A 24,253-nucleotide genomic window follows, 5' to 3' on the forward strand; every position below is an offset into this window, starting at 1 on the left:
CCCTGACGGTCCGCTCCGCGGTCTCCCGCTCCACCGCGAGCAGGTCCTCGTACGACGACAGGTTGCCGCCGAAGGACCGGACGGCGCCCTCGCGCCGGCGCGCGTCAGGCGTCCTCCAGGCGGAAGCCGACCTTCATGGTGACCTGGAAGTGGCCCACCTCGCCGTCCTCGATATGGCCGCGGACCTCGGTCACCTCGAACCAGTCGAGGTGCCGCAGGGTCTGCGAGGCGCGCCGGACGCCGTTGCGTATCGCGGCCTCGACGGACTCCGGCGAGGTCCCCACGATCTCGGTCACGCGGTACGTGCGATCGGTCATCGACTCCTCCAGATGTTTTGCCCGGTGCCGCCGGTGCGGGTCGGCCTCCATGGGCTTACCGTGGAATGGTGAAGGTCAATCACCGCCACCACCGCGAGCCGGCGGTCTACACGGTCACCGACGCTCCCCGCCCCATGTCGGAGGACATCGGCCACCGCCAGCGCCGGTACCTGATGTCCATGGGCGTCCGCACGATCTGCTTCGTGGGGGCGGTGGTGGCCGCCGTGGCGGGCGCGCCGTGGTGGCTCGCGCTGCTCATGGTGGTCGGCGCCGCGGTGCTCCCCTACGTCGCCGTGATCTTCGCGAACGGGGGTCGCGAACCGACCGCCCGGGCGGCCTTCGACGACCGTCACCGCCGGGAACAGAAGCCGGTTTCCGGACAGCGACCAGAAATCCGGTCGTGACATTCTCTTGACTAACCGCGGGGGGTTTCGGTGTACGATTTGTACCGGCGCTCTGGTCCCCCGTCGGAGCGCCCGTGCCGGTGTTCCGGGCCCCCGTCGGAACACCGATGATGCGGCGCCGGGTGGATTGCCCCCGTATCCACCCGGCGCCGCTTTTATTTGCCCGGGAATCCCGTTGACGCCTCCCATGCTCACGGATGACCTCCCCCGCACCTTCGCTTGACCGACCTGTCCGGGCCGGGCACATCCTCGCGAGAACGCAAGCCCTCCGCGCTGTCCTGGTCCGGCCATGCCCCCAAAGCTGGTCATTTCACATCCTTTCGCGCCCGGAATCGCGGGGCCCGGGCGCTGCCGCGCGGGCCCCTTCGCCAGGGCGGCCGGGCGCGGGCCGATCCTTCCCGCCGCCCGCCGCGTACTGCTGAGCGGCGCCCCCTTGACGAAGGCGGCTGTCGAGACGAACATCACAGCTGCCTCGCCTGAGACATATCGACCATGTGTCTCAGTGGCGGGCCGTCCGCCCCCGGGCGCGGCACGGCCCGCAGCCCCGCCCGGGAAACGGAGATCGGCCATGAGCGCTTTCGACGACGTGCCCGAGTGGGCGCCCAGGAACCTGCCGGAGCCGGGCGGCCCCGCGTCCCCCACCCCTTTCCTCGGCGCCTCGCAGCCGGCCGGGCTCCCGCCCCGCAGCACGCCGGGCGACCGGGAGGACGAGCCCTTCGACGCCTTCAGCAGACCCGACCGGTCCCCCCGTCGCCCGGGCCCGGCGCACGCCGCCGAACAGCCGCGGGGGCCGTGGGCTCTGGGCGGGGGCCGGCCGCCGCGGCGGATCGGCGGCGTCCTGCTCGGGCCGCTGGCGGGCGCCGTCGGCCTGGTGCTGCTCACCGGGTTCGGCGCGTACGCGATCGCCTCGACGGGCGACGGCTGCTCCGGCGGCGCGGTGACGCTCGACGTGGCCGCGGCGCCGGACGTCGCACCGGCGGTCGTGCGGGCGGCACGGCGTTTCAACGACGCGCGCCGCGAGGCGGGCGGGCGGTGCGCCCGCGCGCGGGTGCGCGCCGCCGACCCCGCCGCGGTCGCGACGCTGCTGTCCGGGAAGGGCGTGGCCGGCGTCGCCCGCAGGCCGGACGTCTGGATCCCCGACTCCTCGCTGTGGACCGCGCTCGTCGGCGGCTCCGGGCACGCCCCGGCGGGCGGCACCTCGGGACGGTCCGCCGGGATCGCCTCGACTCCGATCGTCCTGGCCGTGCCGCGCGGCCTGGCGACGCAGCTGCGCAACCTCGGCGCCCCGGAGCGGCCGTCGTGGAAGGACCTGCTCGCCGCGGCCGGGACGGCCCCGGACGCCGAACGGGATCCGACCGACGACGCCGGGGTGATCCCGCCGCGGCTGCTCCGGCTCCAGGTCCCCGATCCGGCCCGCAGCGCGACCGGCATGGGCTCGCTGATCCTGGCGGGTGCGCTGCTGGGCGGCGTCCCCGGCGGCGAGGCGTCGTTCACCGGGGTGGTCCGCACGATCCGGGAGGGCGTCGCCGTCTCCGTCGACGCCGAGTTCGCCGCGTTCGCGGCGTCCGCCTCGTCCGGCCGGGGCGAGGCGGACCGCTACCCGGTCGCGATGGCGCCCGAGCAGGCGGTGTTCGCCTACAACGCGCGGCGCCCGGCCGAGGCGGCGGTCGCCGTGTACCCAACCGAGGGGACGGTCTATCTCGACCACCCGTTCACCGTCCTGGCGCAGGACCGGGCCAAGGCGAGCGCGGCGCGCTTACTCGAGAAGGAGCTCGCGGACAGGGCCGCCCGGGAGGACCTCCAGCGGCTGGGCTTCCGGACGCCCGGCGGAACCGCGCCCGCGTCGTTCTCCCCGCGGACCGGGCTGGATCCGCGGCCCCCGGCGGCGCTCCCCGACACGCCCGCCGCGGAGGTGCGGCGCACCATGCAGTCGTGGGCCCAGCTGTCGCTGAGCATCCGGATGCTGAGCATCATCGACGTGTCGGGGTCGATGGACGAGGAGGTCGGGCCCGGCGTGACGCGGCTGCAGTCCACGGTGCGCACGGCCCAGAGCGGGCTGGCGCTGCTGCCGGACGACAGCGAGCTCGGCCAGTGGATCTTCTCCACGGAGCTCCAGGGCGGCCGGGACTGGCGGGAGCTGGTCAGCGTGGGACCGCTCGACGAGCGGCTGGGCTCGGCGACCCGGCGGCAGCTCGTGCTGAGCGCGTTCGCGCGGATCCGGGTGAAGGAGCACGGCGACACCGGGCTGTACGACACGGTCATGGCGGCGTTCGACCACATGAAGCGGACCTACAAGCCGGAGTACGTGAACTCGGTCCTGCTGTGGACGGACGGGAGGAACGAGGACCCGCGCGGCCCGTCCCTGGAGGAGACGCTCGCCCACATGCGGCGCGAGTACGACCCGGAGCGGCCCGTCCAGGTCAACATGCTCGGCTACGGATCGGACGTGGACGTCAACGAGCTGCGGCGGATCGCGCAGGTGACGCACGGCGACGCCTACGTGGCCCGGACGCCCGGGCAGATCCAGGCGATCTTCCTCAGGGCGGTCTCGCGCCGGGTCTGCGAACCCGACTGCTGACCAGCCCGCGCACCCCTCTCGCATTTGATTCTAGAACTACCTTCGAGTTAACTTAGCGTTCTGTTAACAACGCTGGCGAGAGGGGCACGGCGTGCGCCGCACCGTTTTCAACGAGGACCACGAGGCCTTCCGGGACACGATCCGGGCGTTCATCGAGGCCGAGGTGGCCCCGGTCTACGAGGAGTGGGAGAACGCCGGCCACCCGCCGCGCGACTTCTACACCAAGCTCGGCGAGCTCGGCGTGTTCGGCATCCAGGTGCCCGAGGAGTACGGCGGCGCGGGCGAGACGAGCTTCAAGTACCAGGCCGTGATCTCCGAGGAGTGCGCCCGCGCCGGGGTGAGCTTCGGCGGCTACGGCGTGCACGTCAACCTCGTCCTGCCCTACCTGCTGAAGTACGGGTCGCCGGAGCAGAAGAAGCGCTGGCTGCCGCCGTTCGTGTCCGGCGAGATGATGACGGCCATCGCGATGACCGAGCCCGGCACCGGCTCCGACCTCGCCGGCATGCAGACCACGGCGCGGCGGGACGGCGACCACTACGTCCTGAACGGCGCCAAGACGTTCATCACCGGCGGCGTCCTCGCCGACCGGGTGCTCGTGGTCGCGCGGACGTCCCCGGCCACGCCGGAGAACCGCCGGGCGGGCCTGTCGATCCTCGCCGTGGACACCCGGAGCGAGGGCTACGCGGTCGGCCGCAAGCTGGAGAAGATCGGGCTGCGCAGCTCCGACACCGCCGAGCTGTCGTTCACCGACGTCCGGGTGCCCGTGGAGGACCTGCTCGGCGAGGAGGGCCGCGGGTTCGAGTACCTGACGCACAACCTCGCCGAGGAGCGCCTCGGCATCGCGACCAGCTCCTACGCGTCGGCGGCCGCCGCCGTCGAGTTCGCCCGCCGGTACGTCCAGGAGCGCACCGTCTTCGGCAAGACCGTGTCGTCGTTCCAGAACACCAAGTTCGTGCTGGCCGAGTGCGCCACCGAGGTCGAGGCCGCCCGCTCGCTCGTCGACCGCTGCATCGAGGCGCTGGACGCCGGCGAGCTCACCCCCGCCGACGCCGCCGTCTGCAAGCTGTTCTGCACCGAGGTGCAGGCCCGCGTCGTCGACAAGTGCCTCCAGCTGCACGGCGGCTACGGCTACATCCTGGAGTACCCGATCGCGCGCCTGTACGCCGACGCCCGGGTCGCCCGGATCTACGGCGGCACCAGCGAGGTGCTCAAGACCATCATCGCCAAGGACATCCAGGTCTGACGGAAGGGCTGCGCACATGACCGACACCCGGGTGGCCATCGTCACCGGCGCCGCGCGCGGCATCGGCGCCGCCACCGCCGTCCGTCTCGCCAGGGAGGGGTTCGCCGTCGCGGTCTGCGACCTGGACGAGGCCGCCTGCGCCGGCACCGTCGAGACGATCGCCGGGGAGGGCGGCACCGCGCTCGCCGTCGGCGTGGACGTCGCCGACACCGCGCGGGCGAACGCCGCCGTGGGGCGCGTCGCCGCGGAGCTCGGCCCGCCCGTCGTCCTGGTGAACAACGCCGGCATCACGCGCGACAACCTGCTGTTCAAGATGTCCGACGACGACTGGGACTCGGTCATGTCGGTGCACCTGCGGGGCTCGTTCGTGATGACCCGCGCCGCGCAGGAGCACATGACCAAGGCCGGCTGGGGCCGGATCGTGAACCTGTCGTCGGTGTCGGCCCTCGGCAACCGCGGCCAGGTCAACTACTCGGCGGCCAAGGCGGGCCTCCAGGGGTTCACCAAGACGCTGGCGATCGAGCTGGGCAGGTTCGGGGTCACGGCCAACGCGATCGCGCCCGGGTTCATCGCCACCGAGATGACCGCCGCGACCGCCGCCCGCGTCGGCGTCGACTTCGAGGACTTCAAGGCCGCGGCCGCCAAGGAGATCCCGGTCCGGCGCGTCGGCGTGCCCGAGGACATCGCCGGGACCGTCGCGTTCCTGGTGAGCGACGACGCGTCCTTCGTGTCCGGGCAGGTCATCTATGTGGCCGGTGGTCCCCGCGCGTGACGGGGCGCCCCGGGCGCGCGACCGGGAGAGGACGGAGGAGTCGCTGCGCGCGGCGGCGGTCGCGCTGCTGCGGCGCGGCGGCGTCCTCGCCGGGCTGAACCTGCGCCAGGTCGCCGACGAGGCCGGGGTCAACCGCGGGCTGGTCTACCAGTACTTCGGCTCCCGGCGGGCGCTGCTGCGCTCGGCGCTGTTCCACCGCTCGCGCCCGAACGCCGAGGACGCGGTGGACGCGGCAGGGCTGCCGCTGCGGGAGCGGCTGTCGCGGCTGTTCTGGACGAGCCTGCGCAACCCCGAGCCGGTCCGTCTGGCGACGCTGCTCGTCCTGGACGGCGACGACCGGCCCCGGGTCCTGCTCAACCGGGGCGCCGGCCGGGAGGACCTCGCGGCGGAGGCGGCGCGCGGCGAGCTGCCGGTCGAGGACGTGGCGGCCGTGCAGGCGGCCATCGCGTCCACGGTCTACGGGTACACGCTGCTGCGCGAGCACCTCGCGCGGGAGATCGGTGTGCCCGCCGAGGAGCTCGACGAGCGCATGGCCCGCTGCGTGGAGGCCATGTTCGCGCGCCGCACCGGCTAGCGGGGGCGGGCCGCGGCGAGCCCTTCCGCGAGGGCGGCCGGGGCCTCGATCAGGGACGGGCCGTACCAGGTGAGGAGCCGGCCGCTGACGAGCGCGGCGTCGATGCCGGGGAAGGACTCGGGGCCGTCGTCCTCGGTGAAGCGGTACGGCTCGTCCGGCAGGACCACCAGGTCCGCGCCGGCCGCGTTCAGCTCGCCGAGCGGGATCTTCGGGTAGCGCTCGGGATGCCCGGCGTAGACGTTGGACACGCCGAGCCGGGCCAGGACGTCGCCGGCGAAGGTGTCGCGCCCGACGACCATCCACGGCCGCCGCCAGATCGGGACCACCGCCGTCCGGGGCTCGCCGGGTTCGACCTCCGCCCAGACGCGGGACGCCTCCGCCAGCCAGCCGGGCACCGGTGCCCGGCACGCCTCGGCGAGCATGCGCCCCAGCGACGCCAGCGCCTCCTCGACCGTGCGGATCCGCGTCATCCACACCGGCACGCCGGCCGCGCGCAGCGCCGCGACGTCGGCGGGCCGGTTCTCCTCGGTGTTGCCGACGACGACGTCGGGGCGCAGCCCGATGATCTTCTCCAGGTCGGGGTTCTTGGTGCCCCGCACCCGCGGCACGTCCAGGCCCTCGGGGCGGGTGCACCAGTCGGTGGCGCCGGCGAGCAGCTCCGGCGCGGTCGCCGCGACCGCCTCGGTCAGGGACGGGACGATCGACACGACGCGGCGCACCCGGTCCGGGAGACGGGCCGGGGCGCCGGTGTCGTCGTGGACGGCCATCGGCGGCGGGGCGTCAGACGTTGCGGCGGTACTGGCCGCCGACCTCGAAGAACGCGTCGGTGATCTGCTGGAGGCTGCACACGCGCGCCGCGTCCATCAGCACCGCGAACACGTTCTCGCCGGACCGGGCCGCGTCCTTGAGCGCGGCGAGGGCGGCCCGCGCCTCGTCCCGGTGCGCCCCCTGGTAGGCGTGGACGCGGTCGAGCTGGGAGCGCTTCTCGTCCTCGGTCGCGCGGGCGAGCTCGATCGTCTGCGGCGTCCCGTCGCCGGCCTCGGGGCCGCGGAAGGTGTTGACGCCGACGATCGGCAGGGAGCCGTCGTGCTTGCGCTGCTCGTACAGCATCGACTCGTCCTGGATGCGGCCGCGCTGGTAGCCGGTCTCCATCGCGCCGAGGACGCCGCCGCGCTCGCTGATGCGGTCGAACTCCGCCAGCACCGCCTCCTCGACCAGGTCGGTCAGCTCGTCGATGATGAACGACCCCTGAAGCGGGTTCTCGTTCATCGCCAGGCCCCACTCGCGGTTGATGATGAGCTGGATCGCCAGGGCCCGCCGCACCGACTCGGCCGTCGGCGTGGTGACGGCCTCGTCGTAGGCGTTGGTGTGCAGGCTGTTGCAGTTGTCGTAGATGGCGATGAGCGCCTGCAGCGTCGTGCGGATGTCGTTGAAGTGCATCTCCTGCGCGTGCAGGGAGCGACCGGACGTCTGGACGTGGTACTTGAGCTTCTGGCTGCGCTCGTTCGCGCCGTACCGGTCGCGCATGGCGACGGCCCAGATGCGGCGGGCCACGCGTCCCAGCACGTTGTACTCGGGGTCCATGCCGTTGGAGAAGAAGAACGACAGGTTGGGCGCGAAGTCGTCGACGTCCATGCCGCGCGCCAGGTAGGACTCGACGTAGGTGAAGCCGTTGGCGAGGGTGAAGGCGAGCTGGCTGATGGGGTTCGCCCCGGCCTCGGCGATGTGGTAGCCGGAGATGGACACCGAGTAGAAGTTGCGGACCTTGTTGGCGATGAACCACTCCTGGATGTCGCCCATCATCCGCAGCGAGAACTCGGTGGAGAAGATGCAGGTGTTCTGCCCCTGGTCCTCCTTGAGGATGTCGGCCTGCACGGTGCCCCGCACGGTCGACAGGACGCGCGCCCGGATCTGCGCGGCCTCCTCTTCGGACGGCTCCCGCCCGTTCTCCTCGTAGAAGGCGTCCAGCCCCTGGTCGATGGCCGTGTTGAGGAAGAACGCCAGGATCGTGGGCGCGGGACCGTTGATGGTCATCGACACCGAGGTGGTCGGCGACGACAGGTCGAACCCGTCGTACAGCGCCTTCATGTCGTCCAGCGTGGCGATCGACACCCCGGACGTGCCGACCTTGCCGTACACGTCGGGGCGCTCGTCGGGGTCGCGCCCGTACAGGGTGACCGAGTCGAACGCGGTGGACAGGCGCGTCGCGGGCTGGCCCTCCGACAGCAGCTTGAAGCGTCGGTTGGTGCGGAACGGGTCGCCCTCGCCCGCGAACATGCGGGCGGGGTCCTCGTTGTCGCGCTTGAAGGGGAACACCCCGGCGGTGAACGGGAACCGGCCGGGCAGGTTCTCGTTGCGGAGGAACCGCAGCAGCTCGCCGTGGTCGGTGTAGCGCGGCAGGGCGACGCGGGGGATCCGGCTGCCCGACAGCGACTCGCGCGTGAGCTTGGTGCGCAGCTCCCGGTCCCGGATCCTCACGACCTGCTCGTCGCCGGAGTAGGACTCCACGACGGCGGGCCACCCCTCGACCAGCTCGGCGTTCGCGGGCTCCACGTCCCGGCGCGCCTTCTCCAGCAGGCCCTCCACCTCGGAGGCGTCGGTCAGCTCGGCGCGCACCTCGTCCAGCCGCTGGACGCGCCGGACCGCCTCCATCTGCGTCACCGTGTCGGCGTGGTAGTTCCGGACGGTCTCGGCGATGTCGGACAGGTACCGCACCCGGTTCGGCGGGATGACGGTCGCGGCGCCGGTGGACACCTTGGTTCCGACCTCGGGGAGCGCTCCGTCCTCCAGGCGCAGGCCGTGCTCCGCCAGCAGCCCGCCGAGGTGCTGGTAGAGCGCCGTGACTCCGTCGTCGTTGAACGTGGCGGCGCTGGTGCCGAACACCGGCATGTCCTCGGGCCGCTGACCGAACGCCTCCCGGTTGCGCACGAGCTGGCGGCCCACGTCGCGCAGGGCGTCGGCCGCGCCGCGCCGCTCGAACTTGTTGATGGCGACCACGTCCGCGAAGTCGAGCATGTCGATCTTCTCGAGCTGGGACGCGGCGCCGAACTCCGGCGTCATCACGTACAGCGACACGTCGACCAGCGGGACGATCGCGGCGTCGCCCTGCCCGATGCCGGGCGTCTCCAGGACCACCAGGTCGTATCCGGCGGCCTTGCAGGCGGTGACGATGTCCTCGACGTTCTCCGGCAGCTCCCGCGCGCCCCGGGTCGCCAGCGAGCGGAAGAACACGCGGTCGCCGTCCAGGGAGTTCATCCTGATCCGGTCGCCGAGCAGCGCGCCGCCGCCGCGCCGCCGCGTCGGGTCGACGGCGAGCACCGCGACGCGCAGCCGGTCGCCCTGGTCGACGCGCAGCCGCCGCACCAGCTCGTCGGTGAGCGACGACTTCCCGGAGCCGCCCGTCCCGGTGATCCCCAGCACGGGGACCCGCCGCCCGGCCGCCGCCTCGGCGAGCCGCGCGCGGTCGTCCCCGGGCAGGCCGCCGGCCTGCAGGCAGGTGATGGCCCGGGCGAGGGCGCGCCGCTCCCCCGCCACCACGGCGTCGGCCGGCACGGGCTCGGCGGCCAGGTCGACGTCGCACTCGCGGACCAGTTCGTTGATCATGCCGGGCAGGCCGAGCCGCTGCCCGTCCTCCGGGGAGAAGATCCGCACGCCGGCGTCCGACAGCCGCGCGATCTCCTCGTGCACGATGACGCCGCCGCCCCCGCCGAACACCTTCACGTGCTCGGCGCCGGCCTCCTTCAGGCTGCGCGACAGGTACTCGAAGTACTCGACGTGGCCGCCCTGGTAGGAGCTGATCGCCACGCCCTGCGCGTCCTCCTCCAGGACCGCGTCGACGACCTCCCGGACGGAGCGGTCGTGCCCCAGGTGCACCACCTCGGCGCCCTGGGACTGCAGGATGCGCCGCATGATGTTGATGGCCGCGTCATGGCCGTCGAACAGCGCCGCCGCCGTCACGAAGCGCACCGGGTGCACCGGCGCGTGCAGCTCCCGCGTCACCGTCTCCACCTCAACCCTTGGACATCCAATATTTGGAAGTTAAAATAGTTTCCGTGCGCGACGCAGTCAAGACCGAATACGGTGGCCCGGTGCCCGACATGCCCGATCCCATCGCCGAGGCCCACCGCCAGTGGAGCGGCCGCTGGCCCGAGCACGCCGACCGCATGGCGGCCGTCACCTCGGTGATGCGGGCCCAGCAGATCCTGCTCAGCCGGATCGAGGCCGTCCTCAAGCCGTACGGGCTGACGTTCGCCGCCTACGAGGCGCTGCGCCTGCTCGCCTTCGCCCGCACCGGGACCCTCCCCATGGGCAAGATGGGCGCCCGCCTCATGGTGCACCCCGCGTCCGTGACCAACGTGATCGGCCGCCTGGAGCAGCGGGGCCTGGTCGGCCGCCGCCCCTCCCCCGACGACCGCCGCGTCGTGCTCGCCACCATCACCCCCGCGGGCCGCGACCTCGCCGAGGAGGCCACGCTCGCCCTCAACGAGTCCGGCTTCGGCATCGCCGGCCTCCCCGCCGCCGAGGCCGCCGACATCACCACCGCCCTGCGCCGCGTCCGCATGGCCACCGGAGATCTGGACTGATCGCCCCTGCCGGGGGCTGTGGCACCTTGGGAAGATGACGAGCGAGACGGTCTTCACCTATGGGGCGCCGCAGCTGAAGTTCGGGAGCGGGGCCGCGGACGAGATCGGATTCGATCTGGCGCAGTTCGGGGCGCGGCGGGTGCTGGTCGTCACCGACGCGGGGATCGCGGCGACGGGCGGGCCGCACCGGATCGCGGGCGCGATGAGGGCCTACGGGATCGAGGCCGCGGTGTTCGAGGGCGTGCGCGTCGAGCCGACGGACGCGAGCATGCGCGCGGCGGTCGAGCACGCCCGCGCGACCGGCCCCTACGACGCCTACGTGGCGGTCGGGGGCGGGTCGAGCATCGACACCGCGAAGGCCGTCAACCTCCTGACGACCAACGAGGGCGATCTCGCCGACTACCTGAACCCGCCCGTGGGGGCGGGACGGGCGCCGGAGCGGCCGCTGCTGCCGCTGGTCGCCGTCCCCACCACGACGGGCACCGGCGCGGAGAGCACCACGGTCTGCGTCCTGGACGTCCTGGACCTGCGGGTCAAGACCGGCATCAGCCACCCGCGGCTGCGGCCGGCGCTGGCCGTGGTGGACCCGGAGCTGACGATGTCGCAGCCGCCCGGCGTGACCGCGTCGGCGGGGATGGACATCCTGTGCCACGCCCTGGAGAGCTACACCGCGCGCCCCTACGACCGGTACGAGCGCAAGAGGCCCGAGGAGCGGGTGCCGTACTGCGGGGCCAACCCGGTGTCGGACATGTGGGCCGAGAAGTCGCTGAGCCTGCTGTCGCGGTCGTTCCGCCGGGCCGTCGCGGACGGGGACGACCGAGAGGCGCGCACCGACATGGCGCTCGCGGCGACGTTCGCCGGGCTCGGGTTCGGCAACGCCGGCGTGCACATCCCGCACGCCAACGCCTACCCCATCGCCGGGCAGGTCAGGGACTTCCGGCCGGACGGCTACCCCGGCGGGGAGGCGATGGTCCCGCACGGCATGTCGGTGTCGCTGACCGCGCCCGAGGCGTTCCGGTTCACCTTCGAGGCGCGCCCCGAGCGGCACGTCCGGGCCGCGGAGCTGCTCGACTCGCGGATGGACCGGCCGGACGACCCGGCCGAGCACCTGCCCCTGGCGGTGCTGCGGCTGATGCGCGACATCGGCATCCCGGACGGGATCGGCGGTGTCGGATACGGGGAGGGCGACGTCCCCGCGCTGGTGGAGGGGGCGATGAAGCAGCAGCGGCTGCTGGCGACCTCGCCGCGTCCGGTGGACGAGGAGGCCGTGGCCGGGATCTTCACCCGGTCGCTGCGGCTGTGGTGACTCAGCGGGCGCGGACCCAGGCGTCGACCAGGTCGGCGGCCTCGGGCCGGGAGTCCGGCAGGTAGTGGGTGTCCCTGATGGGGTGGAGGGTCCGGTCGGACGCGGCCAGGGCGTCGAAGATCGCGCGGGCGTCGCTCTCGTAGACGCACTCGTCCGCCGTGGCGTGCACCACCAGCGACGGGACGGTGATGCGCGCCAGGTGCGGGGCGGCGGTGCACTGCGAGGTGCGCAGGCTCCACATCGACAGCCAGGAGCGCAGCGTGCACAGCGAGCCGATGCCGAACACGCCGTAGTTGGCCTTGGCGGGGTCGCCGAGGTAGCAGCGGTTGGGCTCGCGGTCGGACGGCTCGATGGCGGGGTCGACCATCCGCAGGTCGGCCCAGGTGCGGTGCACGGTGAACAGCGCGTCGCGGGCGCGGGTGCCCTTCAGCGCGTCCAGGCGGGCGAGGACCCGGTCGGTGATGCGCTCGTTGCGCGCGCGCTGGGCGGCGCGGTAGCGGGCCTGGAACTCCGCGCTGTACGGGGGGCCGTTGCCGGGGTCGAAGGGGTCCAGGGACGAGTCGGCCGACAGCGGATCGGTCTCGTCGGTGACCGAGGGGTCCATCCAGGCGGTGAGGACCTCCGGGCGGCCGGAGTGGGCGGCGAGCGCGACGAACAGGTCACCGGCGGGCAGGTCCTCGATGGCGGCGACCGGACGCATCCCCGCGACGGGCGTGACGTTGGGCTCGACGGCCTGGGACTGGTAGGCGGCCATCAGCGAGCCGCCGCCGGAGTTGCCGAGCAGGACGATCCGCTCGGCGCCCGCCCGCTCGCGGAGCCAGCGGACGCCCTCGCCGATCTCCGCGAGGGCGTGGTCGAGCAGGAAGTACGCCTCGTTGCCGCGGAAGCGGGTGTTCCAGCCGAGGAAGCCGTGGCCGCGGGCCGCGAGGTGCTCGGCGAGGTAGTGCTCGGAGAAGTCGACGTTGTAGTGGGCCGCGATGAACGCGGTCCTCGGGGCGGCCCCGGCGGGGCGGTGGTAGATCCCCTGGCACGGGTGGCCGCCCGCGCCCGCCCGGCCGGCCAGGGGCGACGGCAGCCCCACGAACTCCCTGACGATCTCGCCCATCCGGCGCCTCCCGGCCCGTTGCCGAATCAGGTTCTGAACAGTAAGGGGTATCGCCTCCGCACGACCACCCACCGCCTGGACGTGCTGATCCATCCCATATGCTGCGAATCACATCCGTTGTGTCGCAAGGAGGCGTGATGGCGGATTCGCCGACGATGACGTACGGCGGCTATCTGAGGCTCGACGACCTGCTGTCGTGCCAGGAGCCGAAGACCCGGGCGCACGACGAGCTGCTCTTCGTGATCATCCACCAGGTCTACGAGCTGTGGTTCAAGCAGATCCTGCACGAGGCCGCGCTGCTGCAGCGCCGGCTGGAGGAGGGCAACAGCGGGGGGTCGCTGCACACCGCCCGCCGCATCGCCAAGATCCTCAAGACCGTCGTCGGGCAGCTGGACGTCCTGGAGACGATGACCCCCCGGCAGTTCGCCTCGTTCCGCGACGCGCTCGGCAGCTCCAGCGGCTTCCAGAGCGAGCAGTTCCGCGAGATCGAGGCCGTCCTCGGGCGCCGCTCCTTCCCTGCCTCCGACCTGCGCGGCGACGAGCGGCTCCAGGCGGCCGTGTCCCGCCCCTCGGTGTTCGACTCGCTGCTGCGCTACCTCGCGGGGCGCGGCCACCCGGTGCCGCGCGAGGCCCTGGAGCGGGACTTCTCCCGGCCGTGGGAGCCCGACCCCGGGGTGCAGAAGGTCCTGCTCGCCGTCTACGCGGACGAGTCCGGGCCGGCCGCCGAGGTCTGCGAGGCGCTCGTCGACGTGGACGAGGGCGTCCAGGAGTGGCGGTACCGGCACCTGAAGATGGTCGAGCGGACGATCGGCGCGAAGATCGGCACAGGCGGGTCGGCCGGCGCCGACTACCTGCGCAGCACCCTGTTCGCCCCCGCCTTCCCCGACCTGTGGGAGGTCCGCTCCCAGACCGAGGAGGTCCCCGCCCATGGCGGCTGAGGGCGGCGAGCGGGTCGCGATCGTCGGGGCGGGCCTGGCGGGCTGCCTGCTCGCGGTGCTGCTCGGCCGCCGCGGCCTCGCGGTGACGGTGTACGAGCGGCGCCCCGACCCGCGCGTCGCGGGCGCCGAGCGGGGACGCTCGATCAACCTGGCGGTCTCGGCGCGGGGCCTGGCCGCGCTGGAGCAGGTCGGCCTGCGCGACCGGTCGCTCAAGCAGGCGCTGCCCATGCACGGGCGGATGGTGCACCCCCTGTCGGGGGCGCGGAACTTCCAGCCCTACAGCGCCGACGGGGAGCGCGCCATCAACTCCATCAGCCGCGCCGAGCTGAACCGGTCGCTGCTGGACACCGCCGAGAGCACGCCGGGCGTCACGCTGCGGTTCTCCCAGCGCGTCACCGGCGTGGACGTCGAGGCCGGCGCCCTCCTGCTGGAGGACGCGGCCCCCGAGCCCGCCGACGTCGTCCTGGCCGGGGACGGCGCCTACAGCGCGGTCCGCCGGTCGCTGCGCCTGGACGAGGACGCCGACTTCCTGGAGCACGGCTACAAGGAGCTGACCGTCCCGCCGAAGGACGGCGGGTTCGCGCTCGACCCCGACGCCCTGCACATCTGGCCGCGCGGGACCTCGATGATGATCGCGCTGCCGAACCTGGACCGCTCCTTCACCTGCACGCTGTTCTGGCCGAAGGAGGACTTCGCCGCCCTCGACTCCCCGGAGAAGGTCACCGCCTACTTCGAGCGGCACTATCCCGACGTGGCGGGCCTGATGCCGGAACTCGCGGACGACTACGAGCGCAACCCGGTCGGGTCGCTGGTGACCGTCCGGTGCTGGCCGTGGACGCGGTCCGGCGACGGCGCCGTGGTGGCGCTGCTGGGCGACGCCGCGCACGCGATCGTGCCGTTCTTCGGGCAGGGCGCGAACTGCGCGTTCGAGGACTGCATCGAGATCGACCGGTGCCTGACCGAGACCGGCGGCGACTGGGCCCGCGCGCTGCGGCTCTACCAGGAGCGGCGCAAGGCCAACACCGACGCGATCGCCGAGATGGCGCTGGACAACTTCGTCGAGATGCGCGACCGGGTGTCCTCGCCGGTCTACCGGGCGAAGCAGGCGGCGACGCACGCGCTGGAGCGCCGCCTGGCCGGACGCTACGTCTCCCGCTACGAGCTGGTGTCGTTCTCGACGATCCCGTACGCCCGGATCCCGGCGCGGATCAGGCGGCAGAACCGGGTGCTAGCCGCGGCCGCCCTCGGCTCCGCGGCGGCCCTCGGCCTCGGACTGCGGGCCCTCGCCCGGCGGCGCTGACGCCGGGCGGCGGCCGGCCGCCAGATCGGCGACGGCCGCCGCCAGCGCCGCCAGCACGAACCCCAGCACGACGATCAGCCCGTGCCGGAAGGCGGCCGCCCACTCCCCGCCGGTGCCGGCCAGCGTGGCGAAGAACACCGCCCCGACGGCGGCGATCCCCATCGCGGTGCCGACCCGCTGGCCGGTCTGCAGGACGCCCGCCGCGCTGCCGCCCTCGGTGTAGTCCACCTCCGACAGCGTGATCGTCTGGTTCGGCGAGATGACCAGGCCGGTGCCGAGCCCGGCCAGCAGCAGCGGCGCCGCGGTCGCCCAGGCCACGCCGGCGCCGGGCCTCAGCTCGACCGCGAGCCACGCCGCGCCGAGCCCCGCGAGCACCAGGCACAGGCCGGCGGCGACGAGGGGGCGGCCGAACCGGGAGACGACCCGGCCGCCGAGCGCGGACGCCACACCGGACCCGACCGCGAAGGGGGTGATGGCGAGGCCCGCGCCGAGCGCGCTGTAGCCGAGGCCGTTCTGCAGGTAGAGGGTGAAGATGAAGAACACCGCGGTGAACCCGGCGAAGTACAGCAGCGCGATCGCCGTACCCAGCGTGTAGGAGCGGAGGCGGAACAGCGAGAGGACGACCATCGGCGTCCGCGCCCGGCGCTCCCAGGCCGCGAAGGCCACCAGCAGCGCGGCGCCCGCGGGGATCAGCAGCCACTTCAGGGCGCCCCGCCACTGCTGCTCCTGGACGAGCGGCAGGAGCACGCACAGGACCCCCGCGCCCAGCAGTAGCACCCCGAGCGGGTCCAGGCCCTGCCGCTGCCCGTAGACCGGGGCGGGCAGCAGCCGCCACGCCAGGAACAGTGCCGCGATCCCGACGGGGATGTTGACGTAGAACACCCACCGCCAGCCCTCCGCCGATCCGGCGATCGCGATCAGCCCGCCGCCGAGCAGCGGGCCGACGGCGGTCGCGACCCCGATGACGGCGCCGAGCGCCCCGAACGCCCGTCCGCGCTCGGCGCCCCGGAACAGCTGCTGGATGAGCCCGGCGACCTGCGGGTTGAGGATGCCGCCCGCGACGCCCTGCACGAGCCGGGCGAGGACGAGCAGCAGGATCGTCGGGGCGACGCCCGCCGCCGCGCTCGCCGCCGTGAACAGGGCGAGCCCGGACATGAACACCGCCCGGCGGCTGCGGGCGTCACCGAGCCGCCCCGCCGGGACGAGGACGAGCCCGAACGTCAGGGCGTACCCCGACAGGATCCACTGCAACTGGGCGTCGGACGCGTGCAGACCCGCCCGGATCGACGGCAGCGCCACGTTGACGATGCTGACGTCCAGCAGCGTCATGAACGCCGCAACAAGGCACACAGATAGCGCTCGCCACCGCCTGTCCATTGCCTTGTTCTCCTCCTTCGAGCCCGGAGGGCCCTCCATCGTCGAAAAACGCGGCGATCGCTGGCACTGCTCCGACTCGCCCAGAGGCTCGCTGCGCGATCCGGTTCTCGCTTCGCTCGCGTCTCCGCCCCCGGCCCTGCTTTCGGACGCGATCGAAACCGTTGGGGTTGTCGTTCCGTTGCGGTGGTGGGTGGCTGAGGTCGCGGGCGGGTGAGTCGTTTTCGCGGCCTCTGGAGGTGTCTAAGCTCGCCTCATGACCAACGCCGATCCGGGGAACGGCCCTGAGGAACTGCAGTGCTCCGCCAAGGGGTGCCGTGCCGACGCCGTGTGGGCGCTGCGGTGGAACAACCCTAAGATCCACACGCCGGACCGGCGGAAGGTCTGGCTCGCCTGCGACGAGCACCGCGAGAGCCTGTCGGCGTTCCTGTCCCGCCGGGACTTCCTGAAGGACGTGGTGCCGGTCGCGGAGCGCGACGAGCCCGCCGGGCGCGGCTAGGCGTCGTCCAGAACCGGCTCGCCGGCCTGCTCGGGCACCTCGGCCCGCCAGCCCTCGGCCATCTCGGTCAGCCGGGCGGCGGCGTCCCGCGCCGGCACGCCGCGGCCGACCGCGAGGCCGAGCAGGTAGGCCGTCAGCGGCGCGCCGGGCCGCGCGACGTTGTGGGCGACGTCGCGTGCGAGGTCCAGGACGAGGCCCTGGTCGACGTCCCCGCGCTCCAGCCCCAGTTCGAGGCACGCCGCGCTGAGCCAGTCCTCAAGGACAGACATGGGTTCCCCCTTCGAGCATGGTGCTGGTGGTGTGCCCACTCTCGCACGATCAAAGCAGGCGCTCGGCGGCGGCCAGCTGCTCCGGGGTGTCGCAGTCGTACCACGCGGGGCGGGCGTCCGGGGGCAGGGCGACCGGCACGGGGTCCAGGGGGCCGAGGAGGCCGCGCAGGGAAGCGCCGTCGTAGCCCGCCAGCGCCGTCCGCAGGGCGCCGGCGCGCCAGCAGCCCGCGAGCCACTGCTCGCGGCCGTCGCCGTCCACCAGGACGGCCCCGTCGCGTTCCGCCGCCGCCTCCAGCAGCGCCGCGACGTGGGCGGGGCGGAGGAAGGGCAGGTCGGCGGCGAGCAGCGCCAGCCTCGGCGCGCGGACCTCGGCGAGCCCGGCGCGCAGCGCGGGCACCGGCCCGGCGCCGGGCGGGTCCTCGCGGACGACGACGGCGCCCGGCAGGACGTCGCGGCGCGGCCCCACGACGATCAGCCGGGACGCTCCGGACGCGGCGGCCGCCGCCCACTCGATCAGCCGGCGTCCCCCCACGGGGGCGGCGGGCTTGTCGGCGCCGAACCGCCGGGCGCGCCCGCCCGCGAGCAGCACTGCGTCGAAGGGCGGGCCGGCGTCCACGCGGGTCAGCCGCCGATCGCCGACATGGGCCGGGCGGGCTGGAGGAACGCCGGGTCGTCGATGCCGTGCCCGGCGCGCTTGGTCCGCACGGCCCGACGCCACCGCTCGGCCAGCTCGGCGTCGTCGGCGCCGCCGCGCATCGCGTCCCGCAGGTTGGACTCCTCGGTGGCGAACAGGCAGTTGCGGACCTGTCCGTCGGCGGTGAGCCGCACCCGGTCGCAGGCCCCGCAGAACGGCCGGGTGACCGAGCCGATCACGCCGACCGTCTCGGGGCCGCCGTCGACCAGGAACGACTCGGCGGGGGCGCTGCCGCGCTCGTGCGCGGTGTCGGGCACGAGGTCGAACTCGGCGGACAGCCGGTCCAGGATCTCGTCCGCGGTGATCATGTTCTCGCGGGTCCAGCCGTGCTGGGCGTCCAGCGGCATCTGCTCGATGAACCGCAGCCGGTAGCCGTGCTCCAGGCAGTACCGCAGCAGCGGGACGGCCTCGTGGTCGTTGATCCCGCGCATCAGCACGGTGTTGATCTTGACCGGTGCGAGGCCCGTCCGGCGCGCCGCCGCCAGCCCCTCCAGCACGTCGGCGAGCCGGTCGCGGTGCGCGAGGCGCCGGAAGGTCTCGCGGTCGAGGGTGTCGAGGGAGACGTTGACCCGGTCGAGCCCGGCCTCGGCCAGCGGCGCGGCCAGCCGGTCGAGCCCGATGCCGTTGGTGGTCAGCGAGGTCTGGGGGCGCGGCGCCAGCTCGGCCGTCCGCCGCACGATGCCGGCGAGGCCGCGCCGCAGCAGCGGTTCGCCGCCCGTGTAGCGGACCTCGGTGACGCCGAGGTCGCGCACGGCGAGCCCGACCAGCCGGACGACCTCGTCGTCGGTGAGCAGTTCCGGCTTCGGCAGCCAGTCCAGCCCCTCGGGCGGCATGCAGTACGAGCAGCGCAGGTTGCACCGGTCGGTGAGGGAGACCCGCAGGTCCGTCGCGGTACGGCCGAAGGTGTCGACCAGCACGGGCACCCCTTCCTGTCGCGGTCTGGATCTCCAGCCTATTGCGGTGGTTGACGATCCGATCCCCCTCGGGAGACGGTGATCTTCCATCGGGCGGCAGGGAGGCCGGAGTGGCGACGTCGCGGGAGTGGGAGTTCGCGGGCACGCGGGGAGCGGTCACCGCCCGGAGCTGGGCGGACGGCGAGCCGCGCTACGTCGCGGTGCTCGTGCACGGCTACGGCGAGCACCTCGGCCGCTACGGCCACGTCGCGGACGTCCTGGTGCGGCACGGGGCCGTCGTCTGCGGCCCGGACCACGCGGGCCACGGCCGCTCGGCCGGCGAGCGCGTGCTGGTGGAGGACGTCGAGGACGTCGTCGCCGACCTGCACACGGTCGTGGAGGCGGCCCGCGGCGACCACCCGGGCCTGCCCGCCGTCATGATCGGCCACTCCATGGGCGGGCTGATCGCCACCAGGTACGCCCAGCTCCACGGCGACGGCCTCGCAGCGCTCGTGCTGTCCGGACCGGTCCTCGGCCGCTGGCACGTCGTCGAGGAGCTACTGCCCCTCGACGCGATGCCGGACGAGCCGATCGACACCTCGACGCTCTCTCGCGACCCCGCGGTGGGCAAGGCCTACACCGAGGACCCGCTGATCTGGCACGGCCCGTTCAAGAAGCCCACCGTCCGGGCGCTGGACGACGCCCTGCGCCGCGTCAACGAGCACGGGTCCCTGGGCGCGCTGCCGACCTTCTACGTCCACGGCGACGCCGACGAGCTCGTCCGCCCGCGGGACACCCGCGTCGGCATCGAGGCGATCCGCGGGGACGACCTCACCGAGCGCCTTTATCCGGGCGCCCGTCACGAGGTCTTCAACGAGACCAACCGCGACGAGGTCCTCGCCGACGTCACCGCCTTCATCGACCGCGTCCTGCCGGAGGCGCCCCGGTCCGGCGCCTGACCCGCACGGGCGCCGACGACCCGGTGCGGCGCGCCCGCCGTCCTCCCGCGGCCACCCCCGTCTGACTGGTATGGCCACATAAAGAAGGCTGCCGAGTCAATATCGCTCTACGTAGCATTATTTTTACCGAGAGGCACCATCTCGCGATCCAAAGGGGGGACGCGCACATGAGCCGAACGAGGATCCGCCACCGGGCGGTCGCGACCGTGGAGCGCCGGCCCGCGGACCTCCGCGAGGACGGTGGCACATGACGCTGGTGGGGGCGGCCGTCACCCCCCTGACCGGCCAGACGTGGACGGCGGCGATCAGCGCGTTCGAGACGCTCACGGACCGCCCCATGCCGGTCCGCCGCTGCTACGACGGGGCCCCGCCGTCCTCGGTGAGCGCCTCGCAGCTCCGCTACGACGTGGGCGTGCGCAAGAGCGTCTACAGCATCAAGCCGACCATGTCGACGCCGCTGTCGGCGCTCCAGGCGCTCGCGTCCGACATCGTCGCCAAGGGCGCCCAGTGCGACGTGATCATCTACCACGAGCCGGTCGACAACATGTCCGGCGACGCCTTCGTCAGCCTCTACAAGCGGTCGGCGCCGCCGTTCCGCGCGGTGGGGGTGAAGGTGGGGGTGTGCTTCACCAACTACTCGTGCAACCTGCCCTACTCCGATCCGCGGTCGGCGCTGCGGAACTACTGGCCGGACTCGGGCATGGTCGACTTCATCGCGATCGACGAGTACCCGATCGGGGAGATCACCTCCACCACGGACGCCGCCCCGATGGACGCCCGCACGCGGCGGGTCTGCCAGTTCGCCGACGCCCGCGGCATCTCCCTGGGCCTGGCCGAGTACGGCGTGGACGCCTCGTGGGACGTCACCAAGTCCGATCGGTGGATGCGGTCGGTCACCGACTGGGGACGGGCCCGGGCGAGCCTCGGCCACCCGCTGCGGTGGGCGAACTACTTCCATTCCGGTGTCTACCGGCTGACGCACGCCGAGCACCTGGACGCCTACAGCGACACGGCCCAGCTTCTGAAATAGGGTCCGGCGGCCCGCGGGGGGCGGGCCGCCGGGCACGGCCGCCCCGCCGGGGTCAGCCCTTCACGCAGATGAGCTGGCGGAGGTGCGCCACGACCTCGACGAGGTCGGACTGGGCCTCGATCACCGTCTCCAGGTCCTTGTAGGCGCCGGGGATCTCGTCGATGACGCCGCTGTCCTTGCGGCACTCGACGCCCCTGGTCTGCTCGACCAGGTCCTCGACCGTGAAGTGCTTGCGGGCCTTGTTGCGGCTCATCCTGCGGCCCGCGCCGTGCGAGGCCGAGTTGTAGGCGGTCTCGTTGCCGAGGCCGCGGACGATGTAGGTGCCGGTCGCCATGGAGCCCGGGATGATCCCGAGGTCGCCGGCGCCCGCGCGGATCGCGCCCTTGCGGGTGACGAGCAGCTCGACTCCCCCGTACTCCTCCTCCGCCACGTAGTTGTGGTGGCAGGAGATGACCTCACCCCACCTGCAGCGCTTCTCGCCGAACTGCCTGGTGACGACGTTCTGCGCGAGCGCGGTCATGACGGCGCGGTTGCGGCGCGCGTACTCCTGCGCCCAGAACAGGTCGTGCCGGTAGGCGTCCATCTTGGCGGTGCCGGTGAGGAACACGGCGAGGTCGCCGTCCGGCAGGTCCTGGTTGTGCGGCAGCTTGCGGGCGGCCTCGATGTGCTGCTCGGCCAGCTCGTTGCCGATGTTGCGCGACCCCGAGTGCAGGACGAGCCAGATCGCGCCGTCGTCGTCCGCGCACAGCTCCAGGAAGTGGTTGCCGCCGCCGAGCGTGCCCATCTGCGAGCGGGCGCGGCCGAGGCGGGACCGCACCGCCGGGTGCAGGTCGTCGAACGCCTTCCAGAAGTCGTACCAGCCCCGTTCCTTCAGGCCCGGCAGAGCGGACGGGTCCACGGCGGTCCTGTGCGAGCCGCGCCCGACGGGGATCGCCTTCTCCAGCCGCGAGCGCAGGCCCGACAGGTCGTCGGGCATGTCCTCGACGGTGAGCGACGACTTCGCGGCGGTCATCCCGCAGCCGATGTCGACCCCGACGGCGGCCGGGGACACCGCGTTCCTCATCGCGATCACCGAGCCGACGGTGGCGCCCTTGCCGTAGTGGACGTCGGGCATCACCGCGAGGCCCTCCACCCACGGCAGGGCGGAGACGTTGCGCAGCTGGTCGAGGGCGAGGTCCTCGACGGTGTCGGGGTCGGTCCACATCCGGATCGGGACGCGGCCGCCCTTCAGGGTCTGGTACGGCATTCCCACTCCTTGATCGACGGAACCGGACCGCGATCTATGACGCCAGAGTCACCCGTCCCGGTTCAACCGGTTTTCGCCCTGGCGGCGCTCGGTGAGGCCGAGCCGGTCGAGGTGGCGCAGCAGGGCGACGGCGACGTCGCGGCCGGTCCCGAGCGCGTCGCCGGCCTGGGCGGGCGTGAACGGCTGCGGGAGCTCGGACAGGACGCGCAGCGCCTCCCGGTCGGCGCCCGGGAGCAGCACGACCCCGTCGTCGATCCGCAGGACGGCGCCCGCGCGCTCCGCCCCGGCGAGGACCTCGCCCGTGAGGCCCAGCTCTTCGAGGCGCTCGGCGCTGGGGGGATCGAACGGGCTGTCCGCGAGGTCGGCGCGGAGGCGCCGCACGGCCGCGGCCCAGGGCGGCGGCGGTTCCGCGGCGACCGCCGCAGGAGCGGGCTCGGCGGCCGGCGCGGGGCCGGGGCCCGGGGACGGGCCGTAGACGCGTCCCGCGTCCAGGCGCAGCGGCGGCTGGACGAGCGCGGCGGCGAGCTGCCGGGAGGGGAGGCCGAGGCGCAGCCGGACGGACTCCAGCGGGATGCCGGGGGCGCTGGGGCTCTCGGCGGCGTGCCGGGCCGTCTCCTCCGCGAGCCGCTCGAACAGCGACCGCCAGTGCGCCGGGTCGGCGACCCACTCGCCGTCCAGGGCGACGGCGCCGGGCGGCGGCGCGCAGCCCATGACCGACAGCTCCGAGCGCCGGAGCACGCCGTGCCGGCGGAGCACGACGGCGCCGTCCGGGCGGTCGGGCCAGGTCGCCAGCTCGCGGGCGCGGGCGGCGCCCGCTCCGCGGCGCACGAGGGTGGGCGGCCGGACGTCCAGGACGCTCACCCCGGCGATCGTGCGGCGGTCGGGGTCGCGCAGGAGCCCGGTGTCGCCGAGGTGGAGGGCGAGCCGGGTGTTCAGGGTCAGGCGCGCGGTGTCGGGGCCGAGGGGCCGCAGCCCGACCGCGACGGCGGCCGACCCGATGTGCAGCGTCATCCGCCGCGCGAGCCTGCCGGACGCCTCGCCGAAGCGGGTCCGGACGTCGACGCTGGTGGTGTGCGTCCAGGCGCCGGGCGTGACCAGGGCCATGCCGGGGTCGACGCGCCCGGCGTCGCGCAGCGTCACCACGACGCGGGAGACGCCGCCGACCGACTCCCGGGGCTCGCCGGCGCAGCCGATCGTCCGGACGCGGACCCGCTCGCCCGCGGGCATGAGGAGCAGCTCGTCCCCCACGGCCACCGTCCCGGCGGCGAGGGTGCCGGCGATGACGGCCTGCCGCCCGGCGGTGAACGCGCGGTCCGCCCACAGCCGCACCGGGGCGGCCGGGTCGGGCACGGGAAGCCGGCCGGCGAGGCGGTCGAGCGCGGCGGTCAGCTCGGCCACCCCGGCGCCGGTCTCGGCGCTCACCGCGACGGCCTCCGCACCGCGCAGCGCCGTCCCGGCCAGCCGCTCGCGGATCTGGCGCAGCGCGGGCCTGGGGTCGGCGGCGTCGGCCTTGGTGACCGCGAGGACGCCGGACCGGACGCCGAGCGCGGAGAGGGCCTCCAGGTGCTCGCGGGTCTGCGGCATCCACCCCTCGTCGGCGGCGACGGTGAGCAGGACCGCGGACGCGGGCGCCGCCCCGGCGAGCCAGTCCGGAACGGACCGCTCGTCGCCGGGCGCGTCGACGAACGCGACGCGCCTCCCCGAGGGCAGCTCCGTCCAGGCGCCCGTCTCGCCGGGACTCCTGCCCGTGAGGGCGCGCACGAGCGCCGACTTGCCGTGCCCACCGTGTCCGGCGGTGGTGACGACGTGCATCAGCGTCCTTTCCAGGCCTGAACGCCGATGGCCGCGCGAGAACGGGCCGTGCGGGGAGTGGCGGAGCGGGGGGCGGAGTTCCGGAGGGCGGTGCGGGGGTTGCGCAGACGAAGGTCCACGAAAGGCAACCCTAGGGACGCCCGGGCCCCGCGCAAACCGCGACGCGCTGGCGCGTCGCGCCGGACCTGCGGACATCGAGGGGCGATTCGCCCGCTCTACACTTATTTAGGTTAAGTAACTACATGCCGCGCGCCGGGATCCGGCGACCGGCCGATGCGGGAGGTTCGCATGACCGGCGCTCGGGCGGCTCGCGGCACAGGCGCCCCGGAGGGCGGCGCGGCCGGCGCACCGGCGGCG

Annotated in this window: 22 protein-coding genes; 12 read left to right on the forward strand and 10 right to left on the reverse strand. The window is 73.7% G+C overall.

Annotated features, from left to right (window positions below):
- Window positions 1–104 precede the first annotated feature (104 nt).
- Window positions 105–317, reverse strand: a complete 213-nt coding sequence (locus tag ABWI04_RS33125) for a dodecin (protein ID WP_185024725.1) — start codon at window positions 315–317, stop codon at window positions 105–107.
- Window positions 318–382: 65 nt separating this feature from the next.
- Between ABWI04_RS33125 and ABWI04_RS33130 the strand changes: the two genes are divergently transcribed.
- From ABWI04_RS33130 to ABWI04_RS33150, 5 genes are all read left to right on the forward strand, one after another.
- On the forward strand, window positions 383–721 hold the full coding sequence (locus ABWI04_RS33130) for a DUF3099 domain-containing protein (protein ID WP_353834873.1): 339 nt from the start codon (window positions 383–385) through the stop codon (window positions 719–721).
- A 568-nt stretch (window positions 722–1,289) separates the two neighbouring features.
- On the forward strand, window positions 1,290–3,299 hold the full coding sequence (locus ABWI04_RS33135; RefSeq protein WP_353834874.1) for a substrate-binding domain-containing protein: 2,010 nt from the start codon (window positions 1,290–1,292) through the stop codon (window positions 3,297–3,299).
- Between the two features lie 91 nt (window positions 3,300–3,390).
- Window positions 3,391–4,542: an acyl-CoA dehydrogenase family protein gene (locus ABWI04_RS33140; RefSeq protein WP_345181181.1), complete on the forward strand. Its 1,152-nt coding sequence runs from the start codon at window positions 3,391–3,393 to the stop codon at window positions 4,540–4,542.
- 31 nt (window positions 4,543–4,573) lie between these two features.
- Window positions 4,574–5,314 carry a 3-oxoacyl-ACP reductase FabG gene (gene fabG, locus ABWI04_RS33145; protein WP_502913200.1) on the forward strand — a complete coding sequence of 247 codons (741 nt, stop codon included), beginning with the start codon at window positions 4,574–4,576 and terminating at the stop codon, window positions 5,312–5,314.
- Window positions 5,298–5,888: a TetR/AcrR family transcriptional regulator gene (locus tag ABWI04_RS33150; protein WP_353834876.1), complete on the forward strand. Its 591-nt coding sequence runs from the start codon at window positions 5,298–5,300 to the stop codon at window positions 5,886–5,888. Before fabG ends, ABWI04_RS33150 begins: the two co-directional genes overlap by 17 nt.
- On the opposite strand, the gene ABWI04_RS33155 is transcribed toward ABWI04_RS33150, so the two are convergent.
- Together ABWI04_RS33155 and icmF are read right to left on the reverse strand one after the other, a co-directional pair.
- The gene (locus tag ABWI04_RS33155) at window positions 5,885–6,655 is read right to left on the reverse strand and encodes a helical backbone metal receptor (RefSeq protein ID WP_353834877.1); all 771 of its coding nucleotides are present in this window, start codon (window positions 6,653–6,655) and stop codon (window positions 5,885–5,887) included. The two genes, ABWI04_RS33150 and ABWI04_RS33155, sit on opposite strands and share 4 nt — an antisense overlap.
- A 13-nt stretch (window positions 6,656–6,668) precedes the next feature.
- Window positions 6,669–9,896: a fused isobutyryl-CoA mutase/GTPase IcmF gene (gene icmF / locus ABWI04_RS33160; RefSeq protein ID WP_353834878.1), complete on the reverse strand. Its 3,228-nt coding sequence runs from the start codon at window positions 9,894–9,896 to the stop codon at window positions 6,669–6,671.
- Between the two features lie 89 nt (window positions 9,897–9,985).
- On the opposite strand from icmF, the gene ABWI04_RS33165 reads away from it, so the two are divergent.
- Both ABWI04_RS33165 and ABWI04_RS33170 read left to right on the forward strand, forming a co-directional pair.
- Window positions 9,986–10,471: a MarR family winged helix-turn-helix transcriptional regulator gene (locus tag ABWI04_RS33165; RefSeq protein WP_345181233.1), complete on the forward strand. Its 486-nt coding sequence runs from the start codon at window positions 9,986–9,988 to the stop codon at window positions 10,469–10,471.
- 34 nt (window positions 10,472–10,505) lie between these two features.
- Window positions 10,506–11,777 (forward strand): hydroxyacid-oxoacid transhydrogenase, encoded by a 1,272-nt coding sequence (locus ABWI04_RS33170; protein WP_353834879.1) that lies wholly within the window; start codon window positions 10,506–10,508, stop codon window positions 11,775–11,777.
- A 1-nt stretch (window position 11,778) separates the two neighbouring features.
- Here ABWI04_RS33170 and ABWI04_RS33175 read toward each other — a convergent pair whose 3' ends face one another.
- On the reverse strand, window positions 11,779–12,882 hold the full coding sequence (locus tag ABWI04_RS33175) for an alpha/beta hydrolase (protein ID WP_353834880.1): 1,104 nt from the start codon (window positions 12,880–12,882) through the stop codon (window positions 11,779–11,781).
- 137 nt (window positions 12,883–13,019) lie between these two features.
- Here ABWI04_RS33175 and ABWI04_RS33180 point away from each other — a divergent pair, with 137 nt between their 5' ends.
- Window positions 13,020–13,820 carry a tryptophan 2,3-dioxygenase gene (locus ABWI04_RS33180; RefSeq protein WP_345181167.1) on the forward strand — a complete coding sequence of 267 codons (801 nt, stop codon included), beginning with the start codon at window positions 13,020–13,022 and terminating at the stop codon, window positions 13,818–13,820.
- The gene (locus ABWI04_RS33185; protein WP_353834881.1) at window positions 13,810–15,120 is read left to right on the forward strand and encodes an FAD-dependent oxidoreductase; all 1,311 of its coding nucleotides are present in this window, start codon (window positions 13,810–13,812) and stop codon (window positions 15,118–15,120) included. Before ABWI04_RS33180 ends, ABWI04_RS33185 begins: the two co-directional genes overlap by 11 nt.
- Here ABWI04_RS33185 and ABWI04_RS33190 read toward each other — a convergent pair.
- Window positions 15,049–16,449: an MFS transporter gene (locus tag ABWI04_RS33190; RefSeq protein WP_353834882.1), complete on the reverse strand. Its 1,401-nt coding sequence runs from the start codon at window positions 16,447–16,449 to the stop codon at window positions 15,049–15,051. The two genes, ABWI04_RS33185 and ABWI04_RS33190, sit on opposite strands and share 72 nt — an antisense overlap.
- Window positions 16,450–16,750: 301 nt before the next feature.
- On the opposite strand from ABWI04_RS33190, the gene ABWI04_RS33195 reads away from it, so the two are divergent.
- Window positions 16,751–16,993 (forward strand): hypothetical protein, encoded by a 243-nt coding sequence (locus tag ABWI04_RS33195; RefSeq protein WP_345181160.1) that lies wholly within the window; start codon window positions 16,751–16,753, stop codon window positions 16,991–16,993.
- Here the strand turns inward: ABWI04_RS33195 and ABWI04_RS33200 are convergent.
- The 3 genes from ABWI04_RS33200 to moaA are packed head-to-tail and all read right to left on the reverse strand — an operon-like array spanning window position 16,990 to window position 18,873.
- On the reverse strand, window positions 16,990–17,262 hold the full coding sequence (locus tag ABWI04_RS33200; protein ID WP_345181158.1) for a DUF6457 domain-containing protein: 273 nt from the start codon (window positions 17,260–17,262) through the stop codon (window positions 16,990–16,992). The genes ABWI04_RS33195 and ABWI04_RS33200 overlap by 4 nt on opposite strands.
- Window positions 17,263–17,311: 49 nt before the next feature.
- Window positions 17,312–17,878 carry a molybdenum cofactor guanylyltransferase gene (gene mobA / locus ABWI04_RS33205; protein WP_345181156.1) on the reverse strand — a complete coding sequence of 189 codons (567 nt, stop codon included), beginning with the start codon at window positions 17,876–17,878 and terminating at the stop codon, window positions 17,312–17,314.
- Between the two features lie 5 nt (window positions 17,879–17,883).
- Window positions 17,884–18,873: a GTP 3',8-cyclase MoaA gene (gene moaA / locus ABWI04_RS33210; protein ID WP_345181154.1), complete on the reverse strand. Its 990-nt coding sequence runs from the start codon at window positions 18,871–18,873 to the stop codon at window positions 17,884–17,886.
- A gap of 107 nt (window positions 18,874–18,980) precedes the next feature.
- Here moaA and ABWI04_RS33215 point away from each other — a divergent pair, with 107 nt between their 5' ends.
- Both ABWI04_RS33215 and ABWI04_RS33220 read left to right on the forward strand, forming a co-directional pair.
- A complete protein-coding gene (locus ABWI04_RS33215; protein ID WP_353834883.1) occupies window positions 18,981–19,808 on the forward strand; it encodes an alpha/beta hydrolase in 828 nt (275 codons plus the stop codon).
- Window positions 19,809–20,055: 247 nt separating this feature from the next.
- Window positions 20,056–20,838 carry a hypothetical protein gene (locus tag ABWI04_RS33220; RefSeq protein WP_353834884.1) on the forward strand — a complete coding sequence of 261 codons (783 nt, stop codon included), beginning with the start codon at window positions 20,056–20,058 and terminating at the stop codon, window positions 20,836–20,838.
- A gap of 52 nt (window positions 20,839–20,890) precedes the next feature.
- Here the strand turns inward: ABWI04_RS33220 and ABWI04_RS33225 are convergent, their stop codons facing one another.
- The gene (locus ABWI04_RS33225; RefSeq protein ID WP_345181147.1) at window positions 20,891–22,084 is read right to left on the reverse strand and encodes an RtcB family protein; all 1,194 of its coding nucleotides are present in this window, start codon (window positions 22,082–22,084) and stop codon (window positions 20,891–20,893) included.
- A gap of 48 nt (window positions 22,085–22,132) precedes the next feature.
- Window positions 22,133–23,896: a SelB domain-containing protein gene (locus ABWI04_RS33230; RefSeq protein ID WP_353834885.1), complete on the reverse strand. Its 1,764-nt coding sequence runs from the start codon at window positions 23,894–23,896 to the stop codon at window positions 22,133–22,135.
- Window positions 23,897–24,253: the final 357 nt, after the last annotated feature.

The organism is Actinomadura sp. NPDC000929, assembly GCF_040492065.1.
GTDB classification, from domain to species: Bacteria; Actinomycetota; Actinomycetes; order Streptosporangiales; family Streptosporangiaceae; genus Spirillospora; species Spirillospora verrucosospora.

Coding starts and splice junctions, on each gene's coding strand:
- ABWI04_RS33230 (WP_353834885.1), bottom strand. CDS start 23,896: ATGCACGTCGTCACCACCGCCGGACACGGTGGGCACGGCAAGTCGGCG.
- ABWI04_RS33200 (WP_345181158.1), bottom strand. CDS start 17,262: ATGTCTGTCCTTGAGGACTGGCTCAGCGCGGCGTGCCTCGAACTGGGG.
- ABWI04_RS33155 (WP_353834877.1), bottom strand. CDS start 6,655: ATGGCCGTCCACGACGACACCGGCGCCCCGGCCCGTCTCCCGGACCGG.
- ABWI04_RS33175 (WP_353834880.1), bottom strand. CDS start 12,882: ATGGGCGAGATCGTCAGGGAGTTCGTGGGGCTGCCGTCGCCCCTGGCC.
- ABWI04_RS33125 (WP_185024725.1), bottom strand. CDS start 317: ATGACCGATCGCACGTACCGCGTGACCGAGATCGTGGGGACCTCGCCG.
- ABWI04_RS33185 (WP_353834881.1), top strand. CDS start 13,810: ATGGCGGCTGAGGGCGGCGAGCGGGTCGCGATCGTCGGGGCGGGCCTG.
- ABWI04_RS33170 (WP_353834879.1), top strand. CDS start 10,506: ATGACGAGCGAGACGGTCTTCACCTATGGGGCGCCGCAGCTGAAGTTC.
- ABWI04_RS33135 (WP_353834874.1), top strand. CDS start 1,290: ATGAGCGCTTTCGACGACGTGCCCGAGTGGGCGCCCAGGAACCTGCCG.
- ABWI04_RS33190 (WP_353834882.1), bottom strand. CDS start 16,449: ATGACGCTGCTGGACGTCAGCATCGTCAACGTGGCGCTGCCGTCGATC.
- ABWI04_RS33225 (WP_345181147.1), bottom strand. CDS start 22,084: ATGCCGTACCAGACCCTGAAGGGCGGCCGCGTCCCGATCCGGATGTGG.
- ABWI04_RS33130 (WP_353834873.1), top strand. CDS start 383: ATGGTGAAGGTCAATCACCGCCACCACCGCGAGCCGGCGGTCTACACG.
- ABWI04_RS33220 (WP_353834884.1), top strand. CDS start 20,056: ATGACGCTGGTGGGGGCGGCCGTCACCCCCCTGACCGGCCAGACGTGG.
- ABWI04_RS33180 (WP_345181167.1), top strand. CDS start 13,020: ATGGCGGATTCGCCGACGATGACGTACGGCGGCTATCTGAGGCTCGAC.
- ABWI04_RS33195 (WP_345181160.1), top strand. CDS start 16,751: ATGACCAACGCCGATCCGGGGAACGGCCCTGAGGAACTGCAGTGCTCC.
- ABWI04_RS33165 (WP_345181233.1), top strand. CDS start 9,986: ATGCCCGATCCCATCGCCGAGGCCCACCGCCAGTGGAGCGGCCGCTGG.